Annotated in this window: 16 protein-coding genes; 9 read left to right on the top strand and 7 right to left on the bottom strand. The window is 73.2% G+C overall.

Features of this window, described 5'->3' with window-relative positions; genetic code table 11:
* The first annotated feature begins 70 nt into the window (after window positions 1–70).
* Window positions 71–1,126: a hypothetical protein gene (locus A6A27_RS23610; RefSeq protein WP_073836840.1), complete on the top strand. Its 1,056-nt coding sequence runs from the start codon at window positions 71–73 to the stop codon at window positions 1,124–1,126.
* A 123-nt stretch (window positions 1,127–1,249) separates the two neighbouring features.
* Window positions 1,250–4,036: a phosphoenolpyruvate carboxylase gene (gene ppc, locus A6A27_RS23605; RefSeq protein WP_073836839.1), complete on the top strand. Its 2,787-nt coding sequence runs from the start codon at window positions 1,250–1,252 to the stop codon at window positions 4,034–4,036.
* Window positions 4,037–4,197: 161 nt separating this feature from the next.
* Here the strand turns inward: ppc and A6A27_RS23600 are convergent, their stop codons facing one another.
* Window positions 4,198–5,052 (bottom strand): hypothetical protein, encoded by an 855-nt coding sequence (locus tag A6A27_RS23600; protein ID WP_073836838.1) that lies wholly within the window; start codon window positions 5,050–5,052, stop codon window positions 4,198–4,200.
* A gap of 54 nt (window positions 5,053–5,106) precedes the next feature.
* Between A6A27_RS23600 and A6A27_RS23595 the strand changes: the two genes are divergently transcribed.
* The gene (locus tag A6A27_RS23595; protein ID WP_083672796.1) at window positions 5,107–6,336 is read left to right on the top strand and encodes a DNA recombination protein RmuC; all 1,230 of its coding nucleotides are present in this window, start codon (window positions 5,107–5,109) and stop codon (window positions 6,334–6,336) included.
* 330 nt (window positions 6,337–6,666) lie between these two features.
* Window positions 6,667–9,882, top strand: coding sequence for a S8 family serine peptidase (locus A6A27_RS23590; RefSeq protein WP_241825419.1), 3,216 nt, complete (start codon window positions 6,667–6,669; stop codon window positions 9,880–9,882).
* A 64-nt stretch (window positions 9,883–9,946) separates the two neighbouring features.
* Here the strand turns inward: A6A27_RS23590 and A6A27_RS23585 are convergent, their stop codons facing one another.
* A complete protein-coding gene (locus A6A27_RS23585; RefSeq protein ID WP_073836836.1) occupies window positions 9,947–10,342 on the bottom strand; it encodes a hypothetical protein in 396 nt (131 codons plus the stop codon).
* 41 nt (window positions 10,343–10,383) lie between these two features.
* Window positions 10,384–11,373, bottom strand: coding sequence for a 4-hydroxy-3-methylbut-2-enyl diphosphate reductase (locus A6A27_RS23580; protein ID WP_073836865.1), 990 nt, complete (start codon window positions 11,371–11,373; stop codon window positions 10,384–10,386).
* Window positions 11,374–11,599: 226 nt separating this feature from the next.
* Between A6A27_RS23580 and xseA the strand changes: the two genes are divergently transcribed.
* Window positions 11,600–12,844, top strand: coding sequence for an exodeoxyribonuclease VII large subunit (xseA, locus tag A6A27_RS23575; protein ID WP_443189996.1), 1,245 nt, complete (start codon window positions 11,600–11,602; stop codon window positions 12,842–12,844).
* Window positions 12,845–12,867: 23 nt separating this feature from the next.
* The gene (locus A6A27_RS23570; RefSeq protein WP_073836835.1) at window positions 12,868–13,080 is read left to right on the top strand and encodes an exodeoxyribonuclease VII small subunit; all 213 of its coding nucleotides are present in this window, start codon (window positions 12,868–12,870) and stop codon (window positions 13,078–13,080) included.
* Window positions 13,081–13,131: 51 nt separating this feature from the next.
* On the opposite strand, the gene A6A27_RS23565 is transcribed toward A6A27_RS23570, so the two are convergent.
* The 3 genes from A6A27_RS23565 to A6A27_RS23555 form a co-directional block, all read right to left on the bottom strand.
* Window positions 13,132–13,968, bottom strand: a complete 837-nt coding sequence (locus A6A27_RS23565; RefSeq protein WP_073836834.1) for a hypothetical protein — start codon at window positions 13,966–13,968, stop codon at window positions 13,132–13,134.
* Window positions 13,969–14,195: 227 nt separating this feature from the next.
* The gene (locus tag A6A27_RS23560) at window positions 14,196–15,014 is read right to left on the bottom strand and encodes a hypothetical protein (RefSeq protein ID WP_073836833.1); all 819 of its coding nucleotides are present in this window, start codon (window positions 15,012–15,014) and stop codon (window positions 14,196–14,198) included.
* 111 nt (window positions 15,015–15,125) lie between these two features.
* Window positions 15,126–15,824 (bottom strand): DUF4245 domain-containing protein, encoded by a 699-nt coding sequence (locus tag A6A27_RS23555; protein ID WP_073836832.1) that lies wholly within the window; start codon window positions 15,822–15,824, stop codon window positions 15,126–15,128.
* Between the two features lie 159 nt (window positions 15,825–15,983).
* Here A6A27_RS23555 and glpX point away from each other — a divergent pair, with 159 nt between their 5' ends.
* Together glpX and A6A27_RS23545 are read left to right on the top strand one after the other, a co-directional pair.
* A complete protein-coding gene (gene glpX, locus A6A27_RS23550; protein ID WP_073836831.1) occupies window positions 15,984–17,015 on the top strand; it encodes a class II fructose-bisphosphatase in 1,032 nt (343 codons plus the stop codon).
* On the top strand, window positions 17,012–18,016 hold the full coding sequence (locus A6A27_RS23545; RefSeq protein WP_073836830.1) for a DMT family transporter: 1,005 nt from the start codon (window positions 17,012–17,014) through the stop codon (window positions 18,014–18,016). The genes glpX and A6A27_RS23545 overlap by 4 nt, the downstream gene beginning before the upstream one ends.
* Here the strand turns inward: A6A27_RS23545 and A6A27_RS23540 are convergent.
* Entirely contained in the window at window positions 17,985–18,902 is a 918-nt protein-coding gene (locus tag A6A27_RS23540; protein WP_073836829.1) for an NAD-dependent epimerase/dehydratase family protein, read from the bottom strand. The two genes, A6A27_RS23545 and A6A27_RS23540, sit on opposite strands and share 32 nt — an antisense overlap.
* A gap of 141 nt (window positions 18,903–19,043) precedes the next feature.
* Here A6A27_RS23540 and A6A27_RS23535 point away from each other — a divergent pair, with 141 nt between their 5' ends.
* On the top strand, window positions 19,044–19,736 hold the full coding sequence (locus A6A27_RS23535; protein WP_073836828.1) for a TetR/AcrR family transcriptional regulator: 693 nt from the start codon (window positions 19,044–19,046) through the stop codon (window positions 19,734–19,736).
* Window positions 19,737–19,740 lie beyond the last annotated feature (4 nt).

Genomic DNA, 19,740 nt, shown 5'->3' with positions numbered 1-19,740 from the left:
CCCCGAAGGGTCACCGGACAGGGCGGCCAAACCGCACAACCCGGGCGAAGCGCCGCCCTAGGCTGGCCACGTGGGCGATCAGGGGCCGGAGCTTCCGGTACGCGACTGGCTGCCGCGCGCGGCCGCGCTGCTGGTCGGCACGCTCGCCCTGGCCACCGCGTTCATCGCGGCGTACGTCGGGGCGCTGCACAAGCCGACCCCGCGCGACGTGCCGGTCGGGGTGGCCCGCAGCGACCAGCGCGCCCAAGCGGTGCTGGCCGCCGTCCGCAGCCGAACCGACACCATCAAACCCGTCCAGTACGACGACCAGGACCGTGCCCTCGACGCCCTGCGGTCCCGCGAGGTCTACGCGGTGCTGCACACCGACCCGGGCGGCGGCCTGACCCTGGCCACCGCCAGCGCCGGCGCGCCCACCGCCACCGACCTGGTCACCAAGGTGCTCATCCAGGCCGCCGGGCAGGCCAACCTGCCGCTCCAGGTCACCGACGAGGTGCCCGTCTCCGCCGACGACCCGCGTGGGCTGGTGCCGTTCTACCTCGCGGTCGGCCTGGTGCTCGGCGGCTACCTGGCGTCCACTGCCCTGGGTATCTCGCTCGGCACCGCGCCCCGCAGCCTGCGCCGCGCCGGCCTGCGGATCGCCACCCTCGCGGTGCACTCCGTGCTGCTCGGCATCATCGGCGCGGTGCTGGTCGGGCCGGTGATGGGCATCTGGGCCCACCAGGTCCTGGCGGTCTTCCTGGTCGGCGCGCTCACCGTGTTCGCCGCCGGCATGGTCGCCGCGGCGGTGCAGGGGTGGCTGGGACTGCTCGGTACCGGCCTGGTGATCCTGCTGCTGGTGGTGCTCGGCAATCCTGGCTCGGGCGGCATCTACGCCCCGGAGTTCCTGCCGACCTTCCTGCGCGGGATGCACCGGTGGAACGTGACCGGGCTGGCCACCGACCTGCTCAAGTCGGCGGTCTACTTCGACTGGCGGGCGGGGCGCTGGCCGCTGGTGGGGTTGGCGCTCTGGGTCCTGCTCGGGATCCTCGGGCTGGTCACCGCGACGATCTTCCGGGCGCACCGGCGCGCCGTCCGCGCCGCGCGGGTCCGCCCGGTCCTACCCGGCGGACCGGCCACCGATGGCTGAGCCCGTCGATCCGTCCCGGAGTGCAGATCATCACCCCGTCCCCCTCCTGACACCGGGGCGCACACGGATACGATCCAGGGAGTCGGACAGCGCTGTCCTTCGTACTCGCGTAAGGAGCGCACCGTGACCGACCAGCACGACCACGAAGGGCCCGACGCCGCTCTCCGGGCCGACATCCGCCGCCTCGGCACCCTGCTCGGGCAGACCCTCGCCCGCCAGGAGGGCCGGCCGCTGCTCGACCTGGTCGAGGAGATCCGCGCCCAGGTCCGCTCCGACGCCCCCGCCGCCGCGCAGCGCCTCGCCGGCCTCGACGTCACCACCGGCACGAAGCTGGCCCGCGCCTTCTCCACCTACTTCCACCTGGCCAACATCACCGAGCAGGTGCACCGGGCCCGTGACCTGCGCCGGCGCCGGGCCATGCACGGCGGCTGGCTGGACCAGGCGGCCAAGATGATCGCCGAGCGCGGGGTGCCGGCCGAGGAGATCGCCTCGGTGGCCCGCCGCCTGGCGGTACGCCCGGTCTTCACCGCCCACCCGACCGAGGCGGCCCGCCGGTCGATCCTGTCCAAGCTGCGCGCCATCGCCGACGAGTTGGACGCCGAGACCGCCAACGCCATCCTCTACGGGGCCAGCGACGAGGGCCCGGCCAACCGGCGCCTGGCCGAACTGCTGGACCTGATGTGGCAGACCGACGAGCTGCGGCTGGACCGGCCCGACCCGACCGACGAGGCCCGCAACGCGATCTACTACCTGCGGGACCTGCACGCCGAGGCCGCCCCGCAGGTCCTCGACGACCTCGCCGACACGCTCCGCACCCTGGGCGTGGAGACGTCGCCGACCGCCCGCCCGCTGACCTTCGGCACCTGGATCGGCGGCGACCGCGACGGCAATCCCTTCGTCACCCCGACGGTCACCCGAGAGGTGCTGCAGATCCAGCACGAGCACGGCATCGAGGCCACCGAGAAGGCGATGGACGAGCTCATCAGCGAGGTTTCCGTCTCTCGCCGGCTGCGCGCGGTCTCCCTCGATCTCTCCGCCAGCCTCGCCACCGATCTGGACGCGCTGCCCGAGGTGGCGCCCCGGTTCCGCCGGGTCAACGCCGAGGAGCCCTACCGCCTCAAGGCGCGGTGCGTGAAGGCGAAGCTGACCAACACCCGGGAGCGGCTGCGCAACGGCACCCCGCACGTGCCGGGGCGGGACTACCGCGGGTCCGCCGAGCTGATCGTCGACCTGGAGTTGCTGCGTGCCTCACTGGCCCGCAACTCCGGGCAGCTCACCGCCGTGGGCCGGCTCGCCTCGACGATCCGTACGGTCTCCGCGTTCGGGCTGCACCTGGCGACCATGGACGTCCGCGAGCACGCCGAGGCGCATCACGCCGTCCTCGCCCAGCTCTACGGGGCGGTCGGCGAGGTGTCCGACTACCCGTCGCTGAGCCGGCTGGAGCGCACCAAGCTGCTCGCCGACGAGCTGACCGGACGCCGGCCGCTCTCCACCCTGGACACGCCGCTCACCGAGACCGCGCGGAAGACGTTCGGCGTGTTCGGGGCCATCCGCGAGGCCCAGGACCGGTTCGGCACCGAGGTGATCGAGTCGTACATCATCTCGATGACCCTCGGCGTGGACGACGTGCTCGCCGCGGTGGTGCTGGCCCGCGAGGCCGGCCTGATCGACGTGCACAGCGGCCGGGCCCGGATCGGCTTCGTGCCGCTGCTGGAGACCCCGGCCGAGCTGAACGCCGGCGGCGAACTGCTGGACGAGCTGCTGTCGCTGCCGGCGTACCGGGCGCTCGTCGCGGCCCGGGGCGACGTGCAGGAGGTGATGCTGGGCTACTCCGACTCCAACAAGGAGGCCGGCATCACCACCAGCCAGTGGTCCATCCACCGGGCCCAGCGCGCCCTGCGCGACGTGGCCGCCCGGCACGGCGTACACCTGCGGCTCTTCCACGGCCGGGGCGGCACGGTCGGCCGGGGCGGCGGCCCCACCCACGACGCTATCCTGGCCCAGCCGTACGGCACGCTGGACGGCGCGATCAAGGTCACCGAGCAGGGCGAGGTCATCTCCGACAAGTACACGCTGCCCGCGCTGGCCCGGGAGAACCTGGAGCTGACCGTGGCCGCGGTGCTCCAGGCGACGCTGCTGCACACCGCCCCCCGGCAGCCGGCCGAGATGCTGGAACGCTGGGACGCCACCATGGACGTGGTCTCCGAGGCGGCGTTCCGGTCGTACCGTTCGCTGGTCGAGGACCCGGACCTGCCCGCGTACTTCTGGGCCTCCACCCCGACCGAGCTGCTGGGCCAGTTGAACATCGGTTCCCGCCCGGCGAAGCGGCCGAACACCGGCGCCGGCCTGGCCGGCCTGCGGGCCATCCCGTGGGTGTTCGGCTGGACCCAGACCCGGCAGATCGTCCCCGGCTGGTTCGGCGTCGGGGCCGGGCTGGCCGCCGCGCGCGCCGCCGGCCTGGACGACGTGCTCGCCGAGATGCACCGGAACTGGCACTTCTTCCGCACGTTCCTGTCGAACGTGGAGATGATGCTGACGAAGACCGATCTCACCATCGCCCGCCGGTACGTGGAGACCCTGGTCCCGAAGAAGCTGCACCCGATCTTCGACAAGATCGGGCAGGAGTACGAGCTGACCAAGCAGGAGGTGCTGGCCGTCACCGCCTCGCCGGCCCTGCTGGACAACTCGCCCGTCCTCCAGCGGACCCTGGCGGTGCGGGACACCTACTTGGAGCCGCTGCACCACCTCCAGGTGGCGCTGCTGCGCCAGTACCGGGACTCCGGCGCGGCGGGCCGCGCGGTGGCGACCGCGCCCGGCGGCCGCCGGGCCCCCAACGACGGTACGGCGCTGGAGCGGGCGCTGCTCACCACGGTCAACGGCATCGCCGCCGGCATGCGCAACACCGGCTGACAGCCGGCCCGCCGCACTCCGCCGCGCCCGGTCGGCCAGGTGGCGGGACCGGTGCTCGCCGCCGCGCCCGAGCGGCGAGGGGGTGGCATCCGCGCCGCGTCAACCCCGCCAGATCGGGGAGGTGGCGGGCGCCGGCTAGCGGTGCGCGAGGCCTGGCGGGGTCACCAGTCGCCGCCGCCGCCGAAGTCCCCGCCGCCGAAGTCGCCTCCGCCGAAGTCGCCGCCGCTGTAGCCGGAGAAGTCGCCGCCACCGTAGCCGGGGAAGTCGCCGCCGCCCTGGCCGCCGGCGAACTGGTCGCCGCTGAAGTCGTTGCCGCCCTGGTCGCCGGCGAACTGGTCGCCGTAGTCCTGGCCGTCGCCGAACCCGTCCTGGAAGCCCTCCTGGTAGCCGGCCTCGTAGCCGTAGCCCGGGTCGGCGAAGGCGGGCGAGAAGAGCGCGTCGGCGATCAGCAGGCCGCCGAGCACCCCGGCGCCGGTGCCGAGCGCGGTCTTCCACCACGGCGTCGAGTACCAGCCGGCGGGCACCCGCCGGCCCTGCCAGTGGCCGCCGGGGTAGTAGTAGGGCGTGCCGCTGCCCGGCTGCGGCCCGGCCCGGTAGGTCTGCCCCTGGACGTTGACCTCGCGCTCCTTGGTGAGCGTCCCGGCACCCCGGGCGGCGGCCAGCGGCGGCAGGTCCGGCCCCGGGTCGATGCCCAGCGCGGTCCGGGCCGCCCGGATGTACGCCAACCCCTCCAGCGCGGTCTCCCGGGCCAGCGCGAACTGGCGCGGGGTACGCGCCTGCTCCAGCTGTGAGCCGGCCGCGTTGTACCGCTCGCCCGCGTCGGCCAGCGCCTGGCGTACCGCCGGGGTGTCGCCGTGCAGGTTCATGAGCTGCCCGCCGAGCCGCTCGTACCAGCGCTGCGCCTCGGCCCGCGCGTCGGCCAGCTCGGTGGCCTCGCGGGACCTGCTACCCCACCGCCAGAACACGTAGGCACCCCCGAGCATCAGCACCAGGACGAACCACAGCCCAACTTTCATGACTCGACGGTACCCACGGGGGTCACGTCGTACCTGTTTGGCAAGCTTCGGAGGGTGACGAGCATCGCAACGCTGGCCGTGGTGATCATCTGTCTCGCCGCGGGCGGCGCGGTGGGCTGGCTGGCCGCCCGGTCCCGCTCGGCGACCCAGATCGCCCGGCTGGAGGCGACCCTCGCCGCCACCCGGGAGGGCGAGGGACGGCTGGAGCAGTCGATGCGGGCGCTCAGCTACGAGGCGACCGCCCAGTCGCAGGAGGCCGTGGCGCGGGCGGTGGCCCCGCTGCACGACACCCTCCGGCGCTACGAGCAGCGGGTCGCCGAGCTGGAACGCGACCGGGTCGACGCGTACGCGGAGCTGCGCGAGCAGGTGCGGGCGATGAGCACGGTCTCCGGGGAGCTGCGCACCGAGACCAAGCAGCTCGTCGCGGCGCTGCGCGCCCCGCAGGTCCGCGGCCGGTGGGGCGAGCACCAGCTCCGCCGGATCGTCGAGGCGGCCGGGATGCTGGAGCACTGCGACTTCTCCGAGCAGGTCACTGGTGCCACCGACCATCAGGGGGTACGCCCCGACCTGGTGGTCCGGCTGCACGGCGGCCGGACGGTGGTGGTCGACGCCAAGGCGCCCTTCGACGCGTACCTGACCGCCATGGAGGCGCGCGACGAGCGGGGGCGGGACACCCACCTCGACGCGCACGCACGACACCTGCGGGCGCACGTGGACGCGCTGGCCGCCAAGTCCTACTGGGCCGCGTTCGACCCGTCGCCCGAGTTCGTGGTGCTCTTCGTGCCGGCGGACCCGTTCCTCGACGTGGCGTTGCAGCGCGACCCGACGCTGCTGGAGCACGCGTTCGCCCGCAACGTCGTGCTGGCCACGCCGGCCACCCTGGTGGCGCTGCTGCGCACGGTGGCGTATTCGTGGCGGCAGGAGGCGCTGGCCCGCAACGCGGCCACGGTGCACCTGCTGGCCCGCGAGCTGTACGGGCGGCTGTCCACCCTGGGCGACCACGTCGGCAAGCTGGGTGCGTCGCTGGGCGGGGCGGTGACCGCGTACAACCGGGCGGTGGGCTCACTGGAGGCACGGGTGCTGGTCAGCGCCCGCAAGCTGGCCGAGCTGGGCGTCTCCGACCAGGAGCTGACCGCTCCGGCTCAGGTCGAGGTGGCACCGCGCCAGCCGCAGGCGCCGGAGCTGGCCGGGTCGGCGGGCCCGACCGCGCTCCGGTCGGCCACGCTACGGGCGGTCGATGAACCGACCGCCGCCGCCGAGCGAGATCACCGCCCGGCCCACTGAGCGCGCGGGCCGGTCCGTGGGTGGCCCGTCCCCGTTCTCAGGTCCGCGCCCACCCGGGGTGTTGGCGACGGGCGAGTCTGCGCCCAGGGCGGGCTCCTGCCGTTCAGCCGATCCCCTGGCTCACCGAGCGGCTGCTTCGTTATGGCCGATCGACATCCGGGCGTGTCCATTTTTGGTTGCCGTTAGGCAATGACTTACGCCACTGTTGCGTGGCGGCCCGTTCGATGTAACGGAGCTGTGACATCGGTCGCTGGAGCAGTGACGGTCGCGCCAATCCGCCCCGTCCAACTTGGCACCCGCCCTCCCTTGCCCCCTTCGGAGGAAGAGAACGTGAGCAATACCCCCATCAGACGCAGGCGCATACCCGCCGCGATCCTCGCGTCGATGCTGACCGCCGGCGCCCTGACGCTGACCTCCGCCGGCGGCCCCGCCCTCGCCGAGCCCTCGCCCGAGGTGCCCAAGGCCGGATGGAGCCCGACCGACCAGGATCGACTGGCCGAGGCGAAGCAGCAGGGCCAGCAGAGCGTCGACGTGCTGGTCGGCGCACAGGAGGGCCAGTCCAGCGCCGTCGCCGGCCGCCTCGCCGCGCTCGGTGCGACCATCGGCTACCGCGACGACGACCTGGGCTACCTGCGCGCCAGCGTGGCCACCGACCGGGCCGACCAGATCGCGCGGCTGAGCGGCGTGCAGACGGTGGAGATCGATGCAGCGGTGCCGCTGCCCGACCCCCGCCCGGACGGCAGCGAGTCGCCGGCGCCCCAGCCCGCGCCGGGCCCCGACACACCCGCCGACAACCCGTACATGCCGACCCGCGACATGGGAGCGGCGCAGTTCGTGGCCCAGCACCCCACGCTCGACGGGCGCGGCGTCACCATCGGCATCCTCGACACCGGCGTCGACCTGGCGCACCCGGCACTGCAGAAGACGACCACCGGCGAGCGCAAGATCATCGACTGGGTCACCGCGACCTCGCCGACCGACGACGCTGACCCGACCTGGGTCAGCATGACCACGAACGTCTCCGGCCCGAGTTTCGCCGTCGACGGCCGCACCTGGACCGCGCCAGGCGCCGGCTCCTACCGGTTCGGCGTCTTCAACGAGCGCGCCGCCACGCTCGGCGGTGAGGTCGGCAACGACGTCAACCGGGACGGCAACCCGGCCGGCAGCAGCGGCCTCTTCGGGGTGCTCTGGGACGGCAACAAGACCGTCTGGGTCGACACCAACCAGGACGGCTCCTTCGCCGACCAGACCCCGATGACCGACTACAAGGTCCGCAACGACGTCGGCACCTTCGGCACCGACAACCCGGCGACCCCGATCGCCGAGGCGATGCCGTTCGTCGTGCAGGTCGACGGCAAGAACAAGTTCGTCAACATCGGCATCGTGTCCGGCCAGCACGGCTCGCACGTCGCCGGCATCACTGCCGCCAACGGACTGTTCGGCGGCAAGATGACCGGTGTCGCCCCGGGCGCCAAGCTGGTCTCCGTTCGGGTCTGCCTCTTCGTCGCGGGCTGCACCTCGCACGCCCTGATCGAGGGCATGATCTACGCGGCCAAGCAGGCGAACGTGGACGTCATCAACATGTCGATCGGCGGCCTGCCGTCGCTCAACGACGGCAACAACACCCGCGCGCTGCTCTACAACCGCCTCATCGAGCAGTACAAGGTGCAGATGTTCATCTCGGCCGGCAACAGCGGGCCCGGCACCAACACCGTCGGTGACCCGTCGGTGGCGGAGAAGGTCGTCAGCGTCGGCTCGTACATCACCGACGCCACCTGGCGGGCCAACTACGGCTCCAGCTCGTCGAACCGGGACAACCTGCACTACTACAGCTCCCGTGGGCCGCGCGAGGACGGCGGTTTCAAGCCCAACCTCGTCGCGCCCGGCTCGGCCATCTCCAGCACCCCGACCTGGCAGCCGGGCGGCCCGGTCGCGGGCACGTACCCGCTGCCCCCGGGCTACGCCATGCTCAACGGCACCTCGATGGCCGCGCCGCAGGCCACCGGCGCCGGGGCGCTGCTCGTCGGCGCCGCCAAGGCGGAGGGCTTCCAGCGCAAGCCGGCCCAGCTCCGGCAGGCCATGATGTCCTCGGCCCGGTTCCTCGACGACATCGGCGCGTACGAGCAGGGCGCCGGCCTGATCAACGTGCCGGCCGCGTACGAGCTGCTGCGCATGAACATCAAGACCGTGGACATCACCTCCTCGGTCCCGGTGAACACGGTGCTCTCCGGCTTCCTCGCCACCCCCGGTGTCGGGGTCGGCATCTACGACCGCGAAGGCGTGACGGTGGGCCGCAAGTACACCCGCACCTACACCTTCACCCGCACCACCGGCGGGTCGCCGGCCGTCACCTACGACCTGTCCTGGATCGGCAACGACGGCACCTTCTCCTCCGGCACGTCGGTGGCTCTGCCGCTGAACAAGCCCGTCGAGGTGCCCGTCGCGATCAACCCGGCGTCGCCGGGTGCGCACTCGGCGATCCTGCGGCTGGACGACCCGGCGACCACCGGCGTCGACTACCAGACCATGAACACCGTGATCGCCCCGTACACGTTCGCCGCGGCGGACAACTACCAGGTGACGATCAACGGCAAGGTCGGCCGTAACCAGTCGCTGCGCTACTTCTTCCGGGTACCGGCGGGCACGCCCGCGCTGAAGGTGGACTTCACCGGCCCGTCCACCGAGCCGGGCTCCGGCCAGGCGCGGTTCCTGCGCTACCACCCGTACGGCGTCAACATCGACGACAACGCGTCCACCTCCTGCTTCGTCCCGGCCGCGGGCGCCTGCGCCACCGGCTCGCCGAACAGCCGCACGACCTCCAACCCCCTCGCCGGGGTCTGGGAGGTCACCGTGGACGGCCGACGTACCTCGGACGCGGAGTGGACCAAGTTCACGCTGACCGCCTCGGTTCTCGGTGCGACCGTCACCCCGAACCCCGACGTGATCGATTCCGCCAAGCCGGACGTGCCGGTGACCCGGTCGTACTCGCTGACCAGCACGCTCGGTTCGTTCACCGGCCGGGCGGTCGGCGGCACGCTGGGCAGCGCCCGGCAGGGTCCGTTCACCATCGCCAACCGGACCGTCCAGGAGTACGACCTGACCGTCACTCCGGGGTCGACCCAGCTGCGGGCCACCATCGGCGGGACCGCCGACCCGGCCGCCGACCTCGACCTGTACGTGCTCAACTGCACGTCCGGGACCTGCGTGGAGGCCGGACGCAGCGCCGACGGCGACTCCGAGGAGTCGGTGACCATCTCCAACCCGGCGGCCGGTGCCTGGAAGGTCCGTGTCGACGGGTACTCGGTGCCCGCCGGCTCGACCAGCTACGACTACGTCGACGTCTTCACGAACCCGACCTTCGGCTCCGTCGCGGTGAGCGACGCGAACGCGCCGCGCCCCAGCGGCACCTCGTGGATCGTGCCCGGGTCGGTAACCGTGAAGGCCGCCCCGGCGACCGGCCGCGTGCTCTACGGCACGGTGCAGGTCCGCACCGACACCAACATCCTCATCGGCAGCGGTGACGTCGTGGTACGCAACGTCGGCTGACGCTTCGACAACAAGACAGGAGGCCCGTCCCCGACGTGGGGGCGGGCCTCCTGTCTTATCTGGATCAGGCCGGGCGGGCGGACTCCACCACGAAGGGGGTGCCCTGCTGGCAGGTGGTCATCAGGTTGGGCTGGGAATGGCCGGTGACGGTCACCCGGGCACCCGCCTTCAGCACGTCGCGCGGGCCGCCGACCAGCAGGTTGCCGTCGAGCAGCAGGCAGCCCGGCTCCACCCCGGCCTGCAGCGTGCCGGTGAGCGTGGTGGTGGCGCCGCTCGACGGCCCACCCGTCGTGGGAGCTGTCGGGTCGGTCGGGCTGACGCTGGGGTCGGGGCTGGGCGTGCTGGTCACCGGGGCGGCTCCCGTCGGGCCGAGGCTGGCGGGGTCGGCGCCCGGGCTGGCGCACGCGCCCAGGGCGACGCAGGCGAGCAGGGCGACGATCGCCGTCCGAGGAGTGTTCATGAGCGGTTGGACGTACCGGGCCGCCGATCCGTTCCGGCGGGTCAGCCGCGGGCGGCCGCGGCGGCCTTCAGGTCCCGCTTGAGCTCCTGCGGCAGCGAGAAGGTCAGCCGCTCGTTGGCGGTGGTGACCTCCTCGACGTCGGTGAAGCCCCGCTCGGCCAGGTGCGCGAGCACCTGCTGGACCAGATCGTCCGGCACGCTGGCGCCGGAGGTGACGCCGACCGTACGGGCGCCGGCGAGCCAGGCGTCGTCGATCTCGTGGGCGAAGTCGACCAGGTGCCCGGCCCGGGCGCCGGCGTCCAGGGCCACCTCGACCAGGCGTACGGAGTTGGAGGAGTTGCGCGAGCCCACCACGATCACCACGTCGCAGTCGGGGGCGATCTCCTTCACCACGTGCTGCCGGTTGGAGGTGGCGTAGCAGATGTCGTCGCTGGGCGGCGACTGGAGCAGCGGCAGCTTCTGCCTGAGCCGGGCGACGGTCTCCAGCGTCTCGTCCACCGAGAGGGTGGTCTGGGAGAGCCAGACGACCTTGCTGGGGTCGCGCACGGTGACCTTGTCGACGCCGTCCGGCCCGTCCACCAGCTGGATGTGCGCGGGAGCCTCACCGGCGGTGCCGACGACCTCCTCGTGCCCCTCGTGGCCGATCAGCAGGATGTCGTAGTCCTCGGCCGCGAACCGCCGGGCCTCCTGGTGCACCTTGGTGACCAGCGGGCAGGTCGCGTCGATCGCCTTGAGCGAGCGCGCCTTCGCCTGCTCGTACACCTCGGGGGCCACGCCGTGCGCGGAGAAGATGACGGTGGCGCCCTCCGGCACCTCCTCGTTCTCCTCCACGAAGATCGCCCCCTGGGCCTCCAGGGTCTGCACGACGTGCTTGTTGTGCACGATCTGCTTGCGGACGTAGATCGGGGCGCCGTAGAGCCGCAGCGCCTCCTCGACGGTCTGCACCGCCCGATCCACGCCCGCACAGTAGCCGCGGGGCTTGGCCAGGAGCACGCGCTTGCCGGTCCGGGGAGTCGCCTCAACCTCAGTCACCCGACCATCGTACGTGCCCGATTTTTCCCCGGCAGCGCCCGCGCACCCCTGCGACACCTCCAGCACGGCCCGTCTGACACCGCGCCGGCCGCCCCCGCCTGGACCGTCGATCATGAGGTTGGCGGCGGCAGGGGAGATCGACATCGCCGTCAACCTCATGATCGACGCGGGTGGTGTCGGCCCCGGGCCGTAGGGTGGGCGGGTGAGCGAGGGGCGGGGCAGCGAGGTGGGGCGGGGCGGCGAAGTCGGGCGGGGCGGCGCGGAGGTGGGGCGGAGCACGTCCGAGGAGCCGTGGCCGGTCCGGGTGGTCAGCCAGAAGATCGGCGCCTGGATCGCCCGGCTGGGCTGGGTCTGGGTGGACGGGCAGGTCGCGCAGATCAGCCGCCGGCCCGGCGCGACCACCGTCTTCCTCACCCTGCGTGATCCCTCGGCCGACCTCAGCCTGACCGTGACCACCAACCGGGACGTGCTCGACGCGGGCGCACCGGAGCTGCGCGAGGGCGCCCGGGTGGTGCTGCACGCCAAGCCCGAGTTCTACGCTGCCCGGGGCACGCTCAGCCTGCGCGCCGACGAGATCCGCCAGGTCGGGCTCGGCGAGCTGCTGGCGCGGCTGGAGAAGCTCAAGAAGCTGCTGGCCGCGGAGGGGCTCTTCGACCGGGCCCGCAAGCGCCGGCCGCCGTTCCTGCCCGGCCGGATCGGCCTGATCACCGGCCGCGCCTCGGCCGCCGAGCGGGACGTGCTGACCAACGCCCGGCGGCGCTGGCCGGCGGTGGAGTTCCGCACGGTCAACGTCGCCGTGCAGGGGCCGAGCGCGGTGCCACAGATCGTCGACGCGCTCAAGGTGCTCGACACGGATCCGAGCATCGATGTGATCATCATCGCCCGGGGCGGCGGCAGCATCGAGGACCTGCTGCCCTTCTCCGACGAGGCACTCTGCCGCGCGGTCTTCGCCTGCCGTACCCCGGTGGTCAGCGCGATCGGCCACGAGACGGACGCGCCGCTGCTCGACTACGTCGCCGACGTCCGCGCCTCGACGCCGACGGACGCGGCGAAGCGGATCGTCCCCGACCTCACCGAGGAGGTACGCCTCATCGGCCAGGCCCGGTCCCGGCTGGAGCGGGCGGTCCGCAACCTGGTCGACCGGGAGCAGCACCGCCTCGACCTGCTGCGGTCCCGCCCGGTGCTGGCCCGCCCGCAGGTGATGGTCGACCAGCGGGCCGCCGACGTCGCCGCGCTGCGCGACCGGGCCGGGCGCTGCCTGGAGCACCGGCTCAGCGGTGCCGCCGACGACCTGCGCCACACCCTGGCCCGGCTGCGCGCGCTCTCTCCCGCGGCGACCCTCGACCGGGGGTACGCGATCGTCCAGCGCGCCGACGGCCACGTGCTGCGCGCCGCGTCCGAGGTGGCCAAGGGTGACCCACTGCGGGTCCGCCTCGCCGAGGGTGAGCTCACCGCGACCGTGGACGGCTGAGCGATGTGTTGGGATGGGAGCCGATGACTGACGCGAAGAAGGACGAGCGGCTCAGCTACGAGCAGGCCCGTGCCGAACTGGCCGGCGTGGTGGAGCGGCTGGAGGCCGGCGGCACCTCGCTGGAGGAGTCGCTGGCGCTCTGGGAGCGCGGCGAGCAGCTCGCCGAGACCTGCCAGCGCTGGCTGGACGGGGCGCGGGCCCGCATCGACGCCACCCGGCAGCGCGCCGAGGAGTGACCTGGGTGGACGGCCGACGGGGCGGCCGGGGCCGCCCCGTCGACGTCGTGCTCAATTGAACAGGTTGTAGAACTCCGGCGGCGCCTCGACGACCTGGTCGGCCGGGGGCTTCTGCGCCGCGCTGGCGTTGCCGTAGTCGGTGTAGGTGATCTTGATGTCCTGCGCGGCGCTCTGGCCGGCGGCGGGGATCTGCATGACCAGTTCGCTGAGCCGCCCCTGCGGGTCGACCTTGGCGGTGAACGGCACCGACTGCGCCTGCGCGCCGAGCGCGGTGATCACCGCCGGGTCGAGCGAGCCCGCCTCAGCCGCCTTGGACACGTCGACGGTGCCCGCGTACGTGCCCTCGCCGGTCTGGCGAACCTCGGTGATGCCCTGGGTGAGCACGGCGCTGCCGGCCGGGTCGATCTGGTCGAAGTCGAAGCCCAGGGCCCGGTTGCCCTTGATCCGGCTCTGGTCGAGGTGCTGGTACTTGCCGAGGTTGAGCTTCTGCACGCCGGGCACGCTGCTCGCGGCCTTGCCGCCCAGCTCCAGCTTCACCCAGCTGTCCGGCTTGTAGTGGATCAGGTCCAGCTTCATCATCAGGTCGGACGTCGGCTCACCGATCGTCATCCGCATCTCCGCGCTCTGGCTCGGCTCGTGCACCTGCCCCTCCGCGGTGGAGCCGGCGCCGGACATGCTGAACCGGAAGTTGCCGTCGCGGATCGCGTTCGTGGAGTTGAGCAGGGCCTGCTTGGCGTCGCCGGACGTAGCGCTCGGCGCGACGCTGCCGGAGACGCTCGGGGACGCCGTGGCCCCCGCGGTGCCGGTCCCGTTGTCGTTGCAAGCGGCCAGGGCGGGGCTGAGCAGTGCCGCGGCGAAGGCCGCCGCGCTGAAGCGTCGAATCTTCACGTGAACTCTCCAGGTGGGTCGTCCGGCCCACGGAGGTGCCGGAGGCGGGCGCCGCTGCCCTGACGCCGGCTGCGGCGCACGAGCCCCGTCCGGCCGGCGTCGCGCCCCGGCGGGCTCGTGCCCTCATCTGTTCCCGGAAGCGGCCTTCGGCAATCCCTGTCCGTTCCGGGCGAACGACCCCGCGTCGGGTGGGGACGGACCGACGCCGCCCCCCACCCGCACCCGGATCAGCCCTGGAACATCTGGTACAGCTGGTCGGACGCCTCGACGACCTGGCCGGCCGGGGGCGCCTGGACGGCGGCGGCGCTGCCGTAGTCGGCGTACGTGACGGTCACGGCCTGCGCCTCGGCGCCGCCGGCGGCGGGCACCTGGACGGCGAACTCGGTCAGCCGGCCCTGCGCGTCGAGCTTCGCGGTGAACGGCACGGCGCTGGCCTGTGCGCCGAGCGCCTTGACGGTCTCGGCGTCGAGCAGGTCGGAGTCGCTCGCCTTGGTGGCGTCGATCGTGCCCGCGTACGTGCCCTCGCCGGTCTGCTTGACGTCGGTGATCGCCTTGATCATCTTGTCGGCGCCCGCCGGGTCGACGTCGGTGAAGTCGAAGTTCAGCTCCTTGGCGTCCTTGATCTTGCTGCGGTCCAGGTGCTGGAACTTGCCCTTCATCGCCTTGAAGCCGGGGACGGCGTCGGCCATCGCCCCGGCGAGCTCGAGCTTGACCCAGCTGTCGGCGTCGATGAACACGAGGTGCATCGACATGGCGAGGTCGTCGTTGGCCGTCTGCCCGCTCTCCAGCTTCATCTCGGCGCTCTTGGACGGCATGTGTACGGTCCCGCTGCCGTTGAACTCACCACCCTTGATGCCGAAGGTGAAGTTGCCCTTCTGGATCTCCTTGGTGGCGGCGGCGAGCGCCTCCTTCGGGTCCGCCGGAATCCCCGCGGCGGCGGACTTGCTGTCGGCGGTCGGCGAGCCGGCCTCGGACTTGCAGGCGGCCAGACCAGGGACGAACAGGGCGGCGGCGAGGACGCCGACGCTCCACCGTCGAATGTTCACGTTGTTCTCTTTCCGGTGTTTGGTGCGGACGCGTGATGCGTGCCAGTTTGTCCGGCCCGGGCAGCCTAGCGGACCGGCCCCGGCCCTCGGGGGGCACCGGAAACGGGCGGATCAGCGCACGGCGGTGGCGAGCTGGCGGAGCTCGTTGTCCCGGGCATCGCCCACGACGATCACCGTCCGGTTCGGTTCCAGCAGGACGAGGGCCTGCTCGTTGCCCCGAGCGGTGTACCGCTGCCAGCTACCGTCGGCCAGGTCGGCCGGCCCCTGCGGCTGGCCACCTTTCAGCTCGGCGGGGAGCAGCTTGTCGGCGGGCACGTTGCTCTCCACGAGCTGCGCGCCGCGCCCCTCCGGGGTCAGGTAGCCGATCCGCAGCGTCCCGCCGCCCGCCTCGGCCTGGTAGCGCGCGCTGACCGTACGCCAGCCGGAACTCAGCCCCTCCGGCGGGCTGACCGGGAAGGCGCCCGCCGACCGGGCCTGCTCGATGGCAGGTGCCGGGTCGACCGTGGCCGGCTCGTCCCCACCCAGGACGCCTCGGTAGAAGGCGAGCAGCAGCGCGATCGGGACCAGGAGCACCAGCAGCGAGAGCGCCATGTCCCGCGGCGACCGCTCGGAGCGCGCCCGGTCCTTCCGCGCGGGCGGCGCGGCGTGGTCGCCCGCGTCGGCCAGCGGCGCTAACCCGCCCGACGACTCCACGAGGGCGGGCTCGCCGGCCGTCGGAGGGGTCGGCCCGGCGGTCGACCGGACGGGTGGCTGGCCGTCCGGCGGGGTGGCGTCGGTCGGTACGCGATCGGCAGGGTGTGCGGCTTCCACCCGCCCATTCTCGCAGCCGTCCGGGTGACGTGATCCTGGCCTCCTCCGCCCCGACCCAGCACGCGAGGTGTCATCGTGTGAGGATCAGCGACATAGCCGGCGGCGGCGACGGCCGCAGCGTGCCGGCCCACCCCGCAACGTCGCGAGGAGGAAGCCGTGATGACAACCACCAGGACGCGGACCCCGCAGAACCTCGACCGCAACCTCGCCCTCGACCTGGTCCGGGTCACCGAGGCCGCGGCGATGGCGGCCGGCCGCTGGGTCGGCCGGGGCGACAAGGAGGGCGGCGACGGGGCAGCCGTCGACGCCATGCGCAAGCTGATCAACTCGATCCCGATGCGCGGGGTCGTGGTGATCGGCGAGGGCGAGAAGGACAACGCCCCGATGCTCTTCAACGGCGAGGAGGTCGGTGACGGAACCGGTCCCGAGGTCGACGTGGCGGTCGATCCGATCGACGGCACCACCCTGATGAGCAAGGGCATGCCGAACGCGCTCGCGGTGCTCGCGGTCGCCGAGCGTGGCGCGATGTTCGACCCGAGTGCCGTCTTCTACATGGAGAAGCTCGCCGTCGGCCCGATGTACGCCGAGGTGGTCGACATCAACGCCGGGGTGGCCGAGAACATCCGCCGGATCGCCAAGGTCAAGGGCACCGACGTCGCCGAGGTGACGGTCTGCGTGCTGGACCGGTCCCGCCACGACGACCTGGTGAAGCAGATCCGGCGTACCGGGGCGGGCATCCGGTTCATCTCCGACGGCGACATCGCGGGTGCCATCGCCGCCGCCCGTGGCGAGTCGGACGTCGACGTGCTGATGGGCATCGGCGGCACCCCGGAGGGCATCACCGCGGCCTGCGCGCTCAAGTGCATGGGCGGCATGATGCAGGCCAAGCTCTGGCCGAAGGACGCCGAGGAGCGGGAGAGGGCGCTCGCCGCCGGGCACGACCTGGACCGGGTGCTGTTCACCGACGACCTGGTCACCGGGGACAACTGCTTCTTCGTGGCCACCGGTGTGACCTCCGGCGACCTGCTGCGTGGCGTGCGCTACCGGGCCGGCGGGGCGTACACGCAGTCGATCGTGATGCGCTCCAAGAGCGGCACGATCCGGGTGATCGACTCGTACCACCGGCTGGAGAAGCTTGCCCTCTACTCGGCGGTCGACTTCGACGGACGACCCTTGGCCGAGCAGGAGTGACCGCGACCGGGACGGCGGCGCCCCCCACGCTGTCGGCTGCGCGGCGGATCGCCGGCGTCGGGCTGGCCACCGCCTCGGGGGTCGCGGTGGCCGTCCAGTCCCGGATCAACGGCGAGTTGGGCGTACGCCTGGCCGACGGGATCGCCGCCGCAGTGGTCTCGTTCGGCCTCGGCCTGCTCGTGCTGCTGGTGCTGGTCCTCGGCACCCCGGGCGGCCGGCGGGGACTGGCCGCCCTCCGGGCGGCGCTGCGCGCGGGCTCCCTGCGGCCATGGCAGTGCCTCGGCGGGGTGTGCGGCGCGTTTCTGGTGGCCACCCAGGGGCTGACCATCGGCACGCTCGGGGTGGCCGTGTTCACCGTCGCCGTGGTGGCCGGGCAGTCCGGCAGCAGCCTGCTGGTGGACCGGGCCGGCATCGGCCCGACCGGCCGCCAGCCGGTCACCCCGAACCGGCTGGTCGGCGCGGTGCTCACCGTGCTGGCCGTGCTGCTGGCGGTGAGCGGCCGGCTCGGCGACCCGCGCGCCCTGGCGCTGGCCCTGCTGCCGCTGGCGGCCGGGGTGGGCATCGCCTGGCAGCAGGCGGTGAACGGCCAGGTCCGGGGAGCCTCCGGCAGCGCCCTGGCCGCCACCCTGGTCAACTTCACCGTCGGCACCGTCGCGTTGCTCGCCACCTTCGCCGTGGAGGTGGCGGTCCGGGGCCGCCCGGGCGGCGCCCTGCCCAGCGAGCCCTGGCTCTATCTGGGTGGCCCGATCGGCATCGTGTTCATCGCGCTGGCCGCCGCCATCGTCCGGTTCACCGGGGTACTGCTGCTCGGCCTGGCCACCATCGCCGGGCAAATCGTCGGCGCGGTCCTGCTGGACGTGGTGCTGCCGACGGCGGCCTCGCACCCCGGGCCGGCCACCCTGCTCGGCGCGGCGCTGACCCTGGTCGCGGTCCTCGTCGCCGCGCTCGGACCGCCGCTGAAGCTGACGGTCAGCCGCGCAGCCCCGCCACCGTCTCCTTGATCGCCTGGTCCAGCGGGGTCGGCTCGATGCCCAGGGTGGCGGTGGCGGCTGACGAGTCCATCAGGTACGGCCGGTCGAACTGGTAGGCGGTCTCCCGCAGCTCACGGGCCATCGGGTTGGCGAGGCCGCCGAGCCAGAGCACCGGGTAGGGCATCCGGGTCAGCTTCGGCGCCGGCGCGCCGGTCAGGGCCGCCGCGCGGACGGCCAGGTCCCGCATCGGTACCGCCGGCCCGCTGGGCACGTGCCAGGCCCGCCCCCAGGCCCGCTCGTCGGTCGCGGCGGCGACCAGGGTACGGGCGACGTCCGGGATGTACGTCCAGGTGTGCGGGGCGTCCCAGTCCACCGGCAGGAAGACCCGCCGGCCGGCGAGCGCCCGGGGCAGCACCATCATCGCCAGCGAGGTGCCGCCGACGCCGAGGTAGTCGGAGCCGCGCACCTCGGTGACCCGGGCCCGGCCGGCCCGGTGCGCGGCGAGCGCGTCGGCCCACATCCGGTTTCGCACCCGCCCCTTGGTGCCGGTCGCGGCCGGCGGGGTCGCCTCGGTCATCGGGCCGTCGACCGGGCCGTACCCGTAGAGGTTGCCGACGGTGGCGAGCACCGCGCCGGTCCGCTCGGCGGCGGTGAGCAGCGCGGCGGCCAGCGGCGGCCAGTCCACCGGCCACCGGTGGTACGCCGGGTTGGCGCAGTTGTGCAGTGCGACCGCGCCCTCGGTCAGCGCGGTCAGCCGGGCGGGGTCGGCGGCGTCGGCGGCGACCCGCTCGACCGCCGGGTGCTCGGGTCCGGTGCCGCGGCGGGTCACCACCCGCACCTGGTCGCCCCGTTCGGCGAGGAGGCGGGCGGTGGCGGTGCCGACGGGTCCGGCGCCGACGATCACGTGCAGGGCCATGAGGCCACCCTTCGAAGCATGGATCCAATCCGAGATCGGTGCTCTCTCCAAGACCTCCCCAGCATGGTCCGCGCGCCGCTCACTGTCAAGAGCACCGCTCTTGGTTTTGATTAGCGCTCTCGGCCGTGGCAGAGTGGGGGGATGGTGGCTCACACGCTCCGCGCCCGGGTCCGTGCCGGCATGATCGACGAGATCAAGGCGGTGGCCCGCCGCCATCTCGCCACCGACGGCGCGAACCTCTCCCTGCGCGCGGTCGCCCGCGACATGGGCATGGTCTCCTCGGCGATCTACCGCTACTTCCCCAGCCGGGACGACCTGCTCACCGCGCTGATCCTCGAGGCGTACGACGCCCTCGGCGAGGCGGTGGAGGCGGCCGACGCCGCCGTCGACCGGGCCGACCTGCGCGGACGCTGGCACGCCGCGTGCGGGGCCGCCCGGGCCTGGGCGTTGGTCCACCCCGCCGAATACGCGCTGCTCTACGGCAGCCCGGTCCCCGGGTACGCGGCCCCCGAGGACACCGTCGCACCGGCGGCGCGGCCCCCGCTGACCCTGGTCGGCATCCTCCGCGACGGCCTGGCCGCCGGCCGGCTCAGCCCGACCGACGAGGAGCTGCCCGAGCCGGTCCGCGCCGACCTCGCCGAGCTGGCCGCCAGCTTCTCCCCCGGCGTGCCGGAGGCGCTGCTGGCCCGCGGCCTGGCCGGCTGGACCCAGCTCTTCGGGCTGATCAGCTTCGACTTGTTCGGGCGGCTGAACGGGGTCATCCCGCACCGCGACGAGTACTTCGACCACCAGACCGCCCTGATGGCCGACCTCATCGGCCTGCCCGCTGCGTGACCCG

Origin of the sequence: Micromonospora sp. CB01531 (genome assembly GCF_001905095.1) — a bacterium.
Taxonomy (GTDB): Bacteria; Actinomycetota; Actinomycetes; order Mycobacteriales; family Micromonosporaceae; genus Micromonospora.
This window is presented reverse-complemented; position numbering and strand designations above follow the sequence as displayed.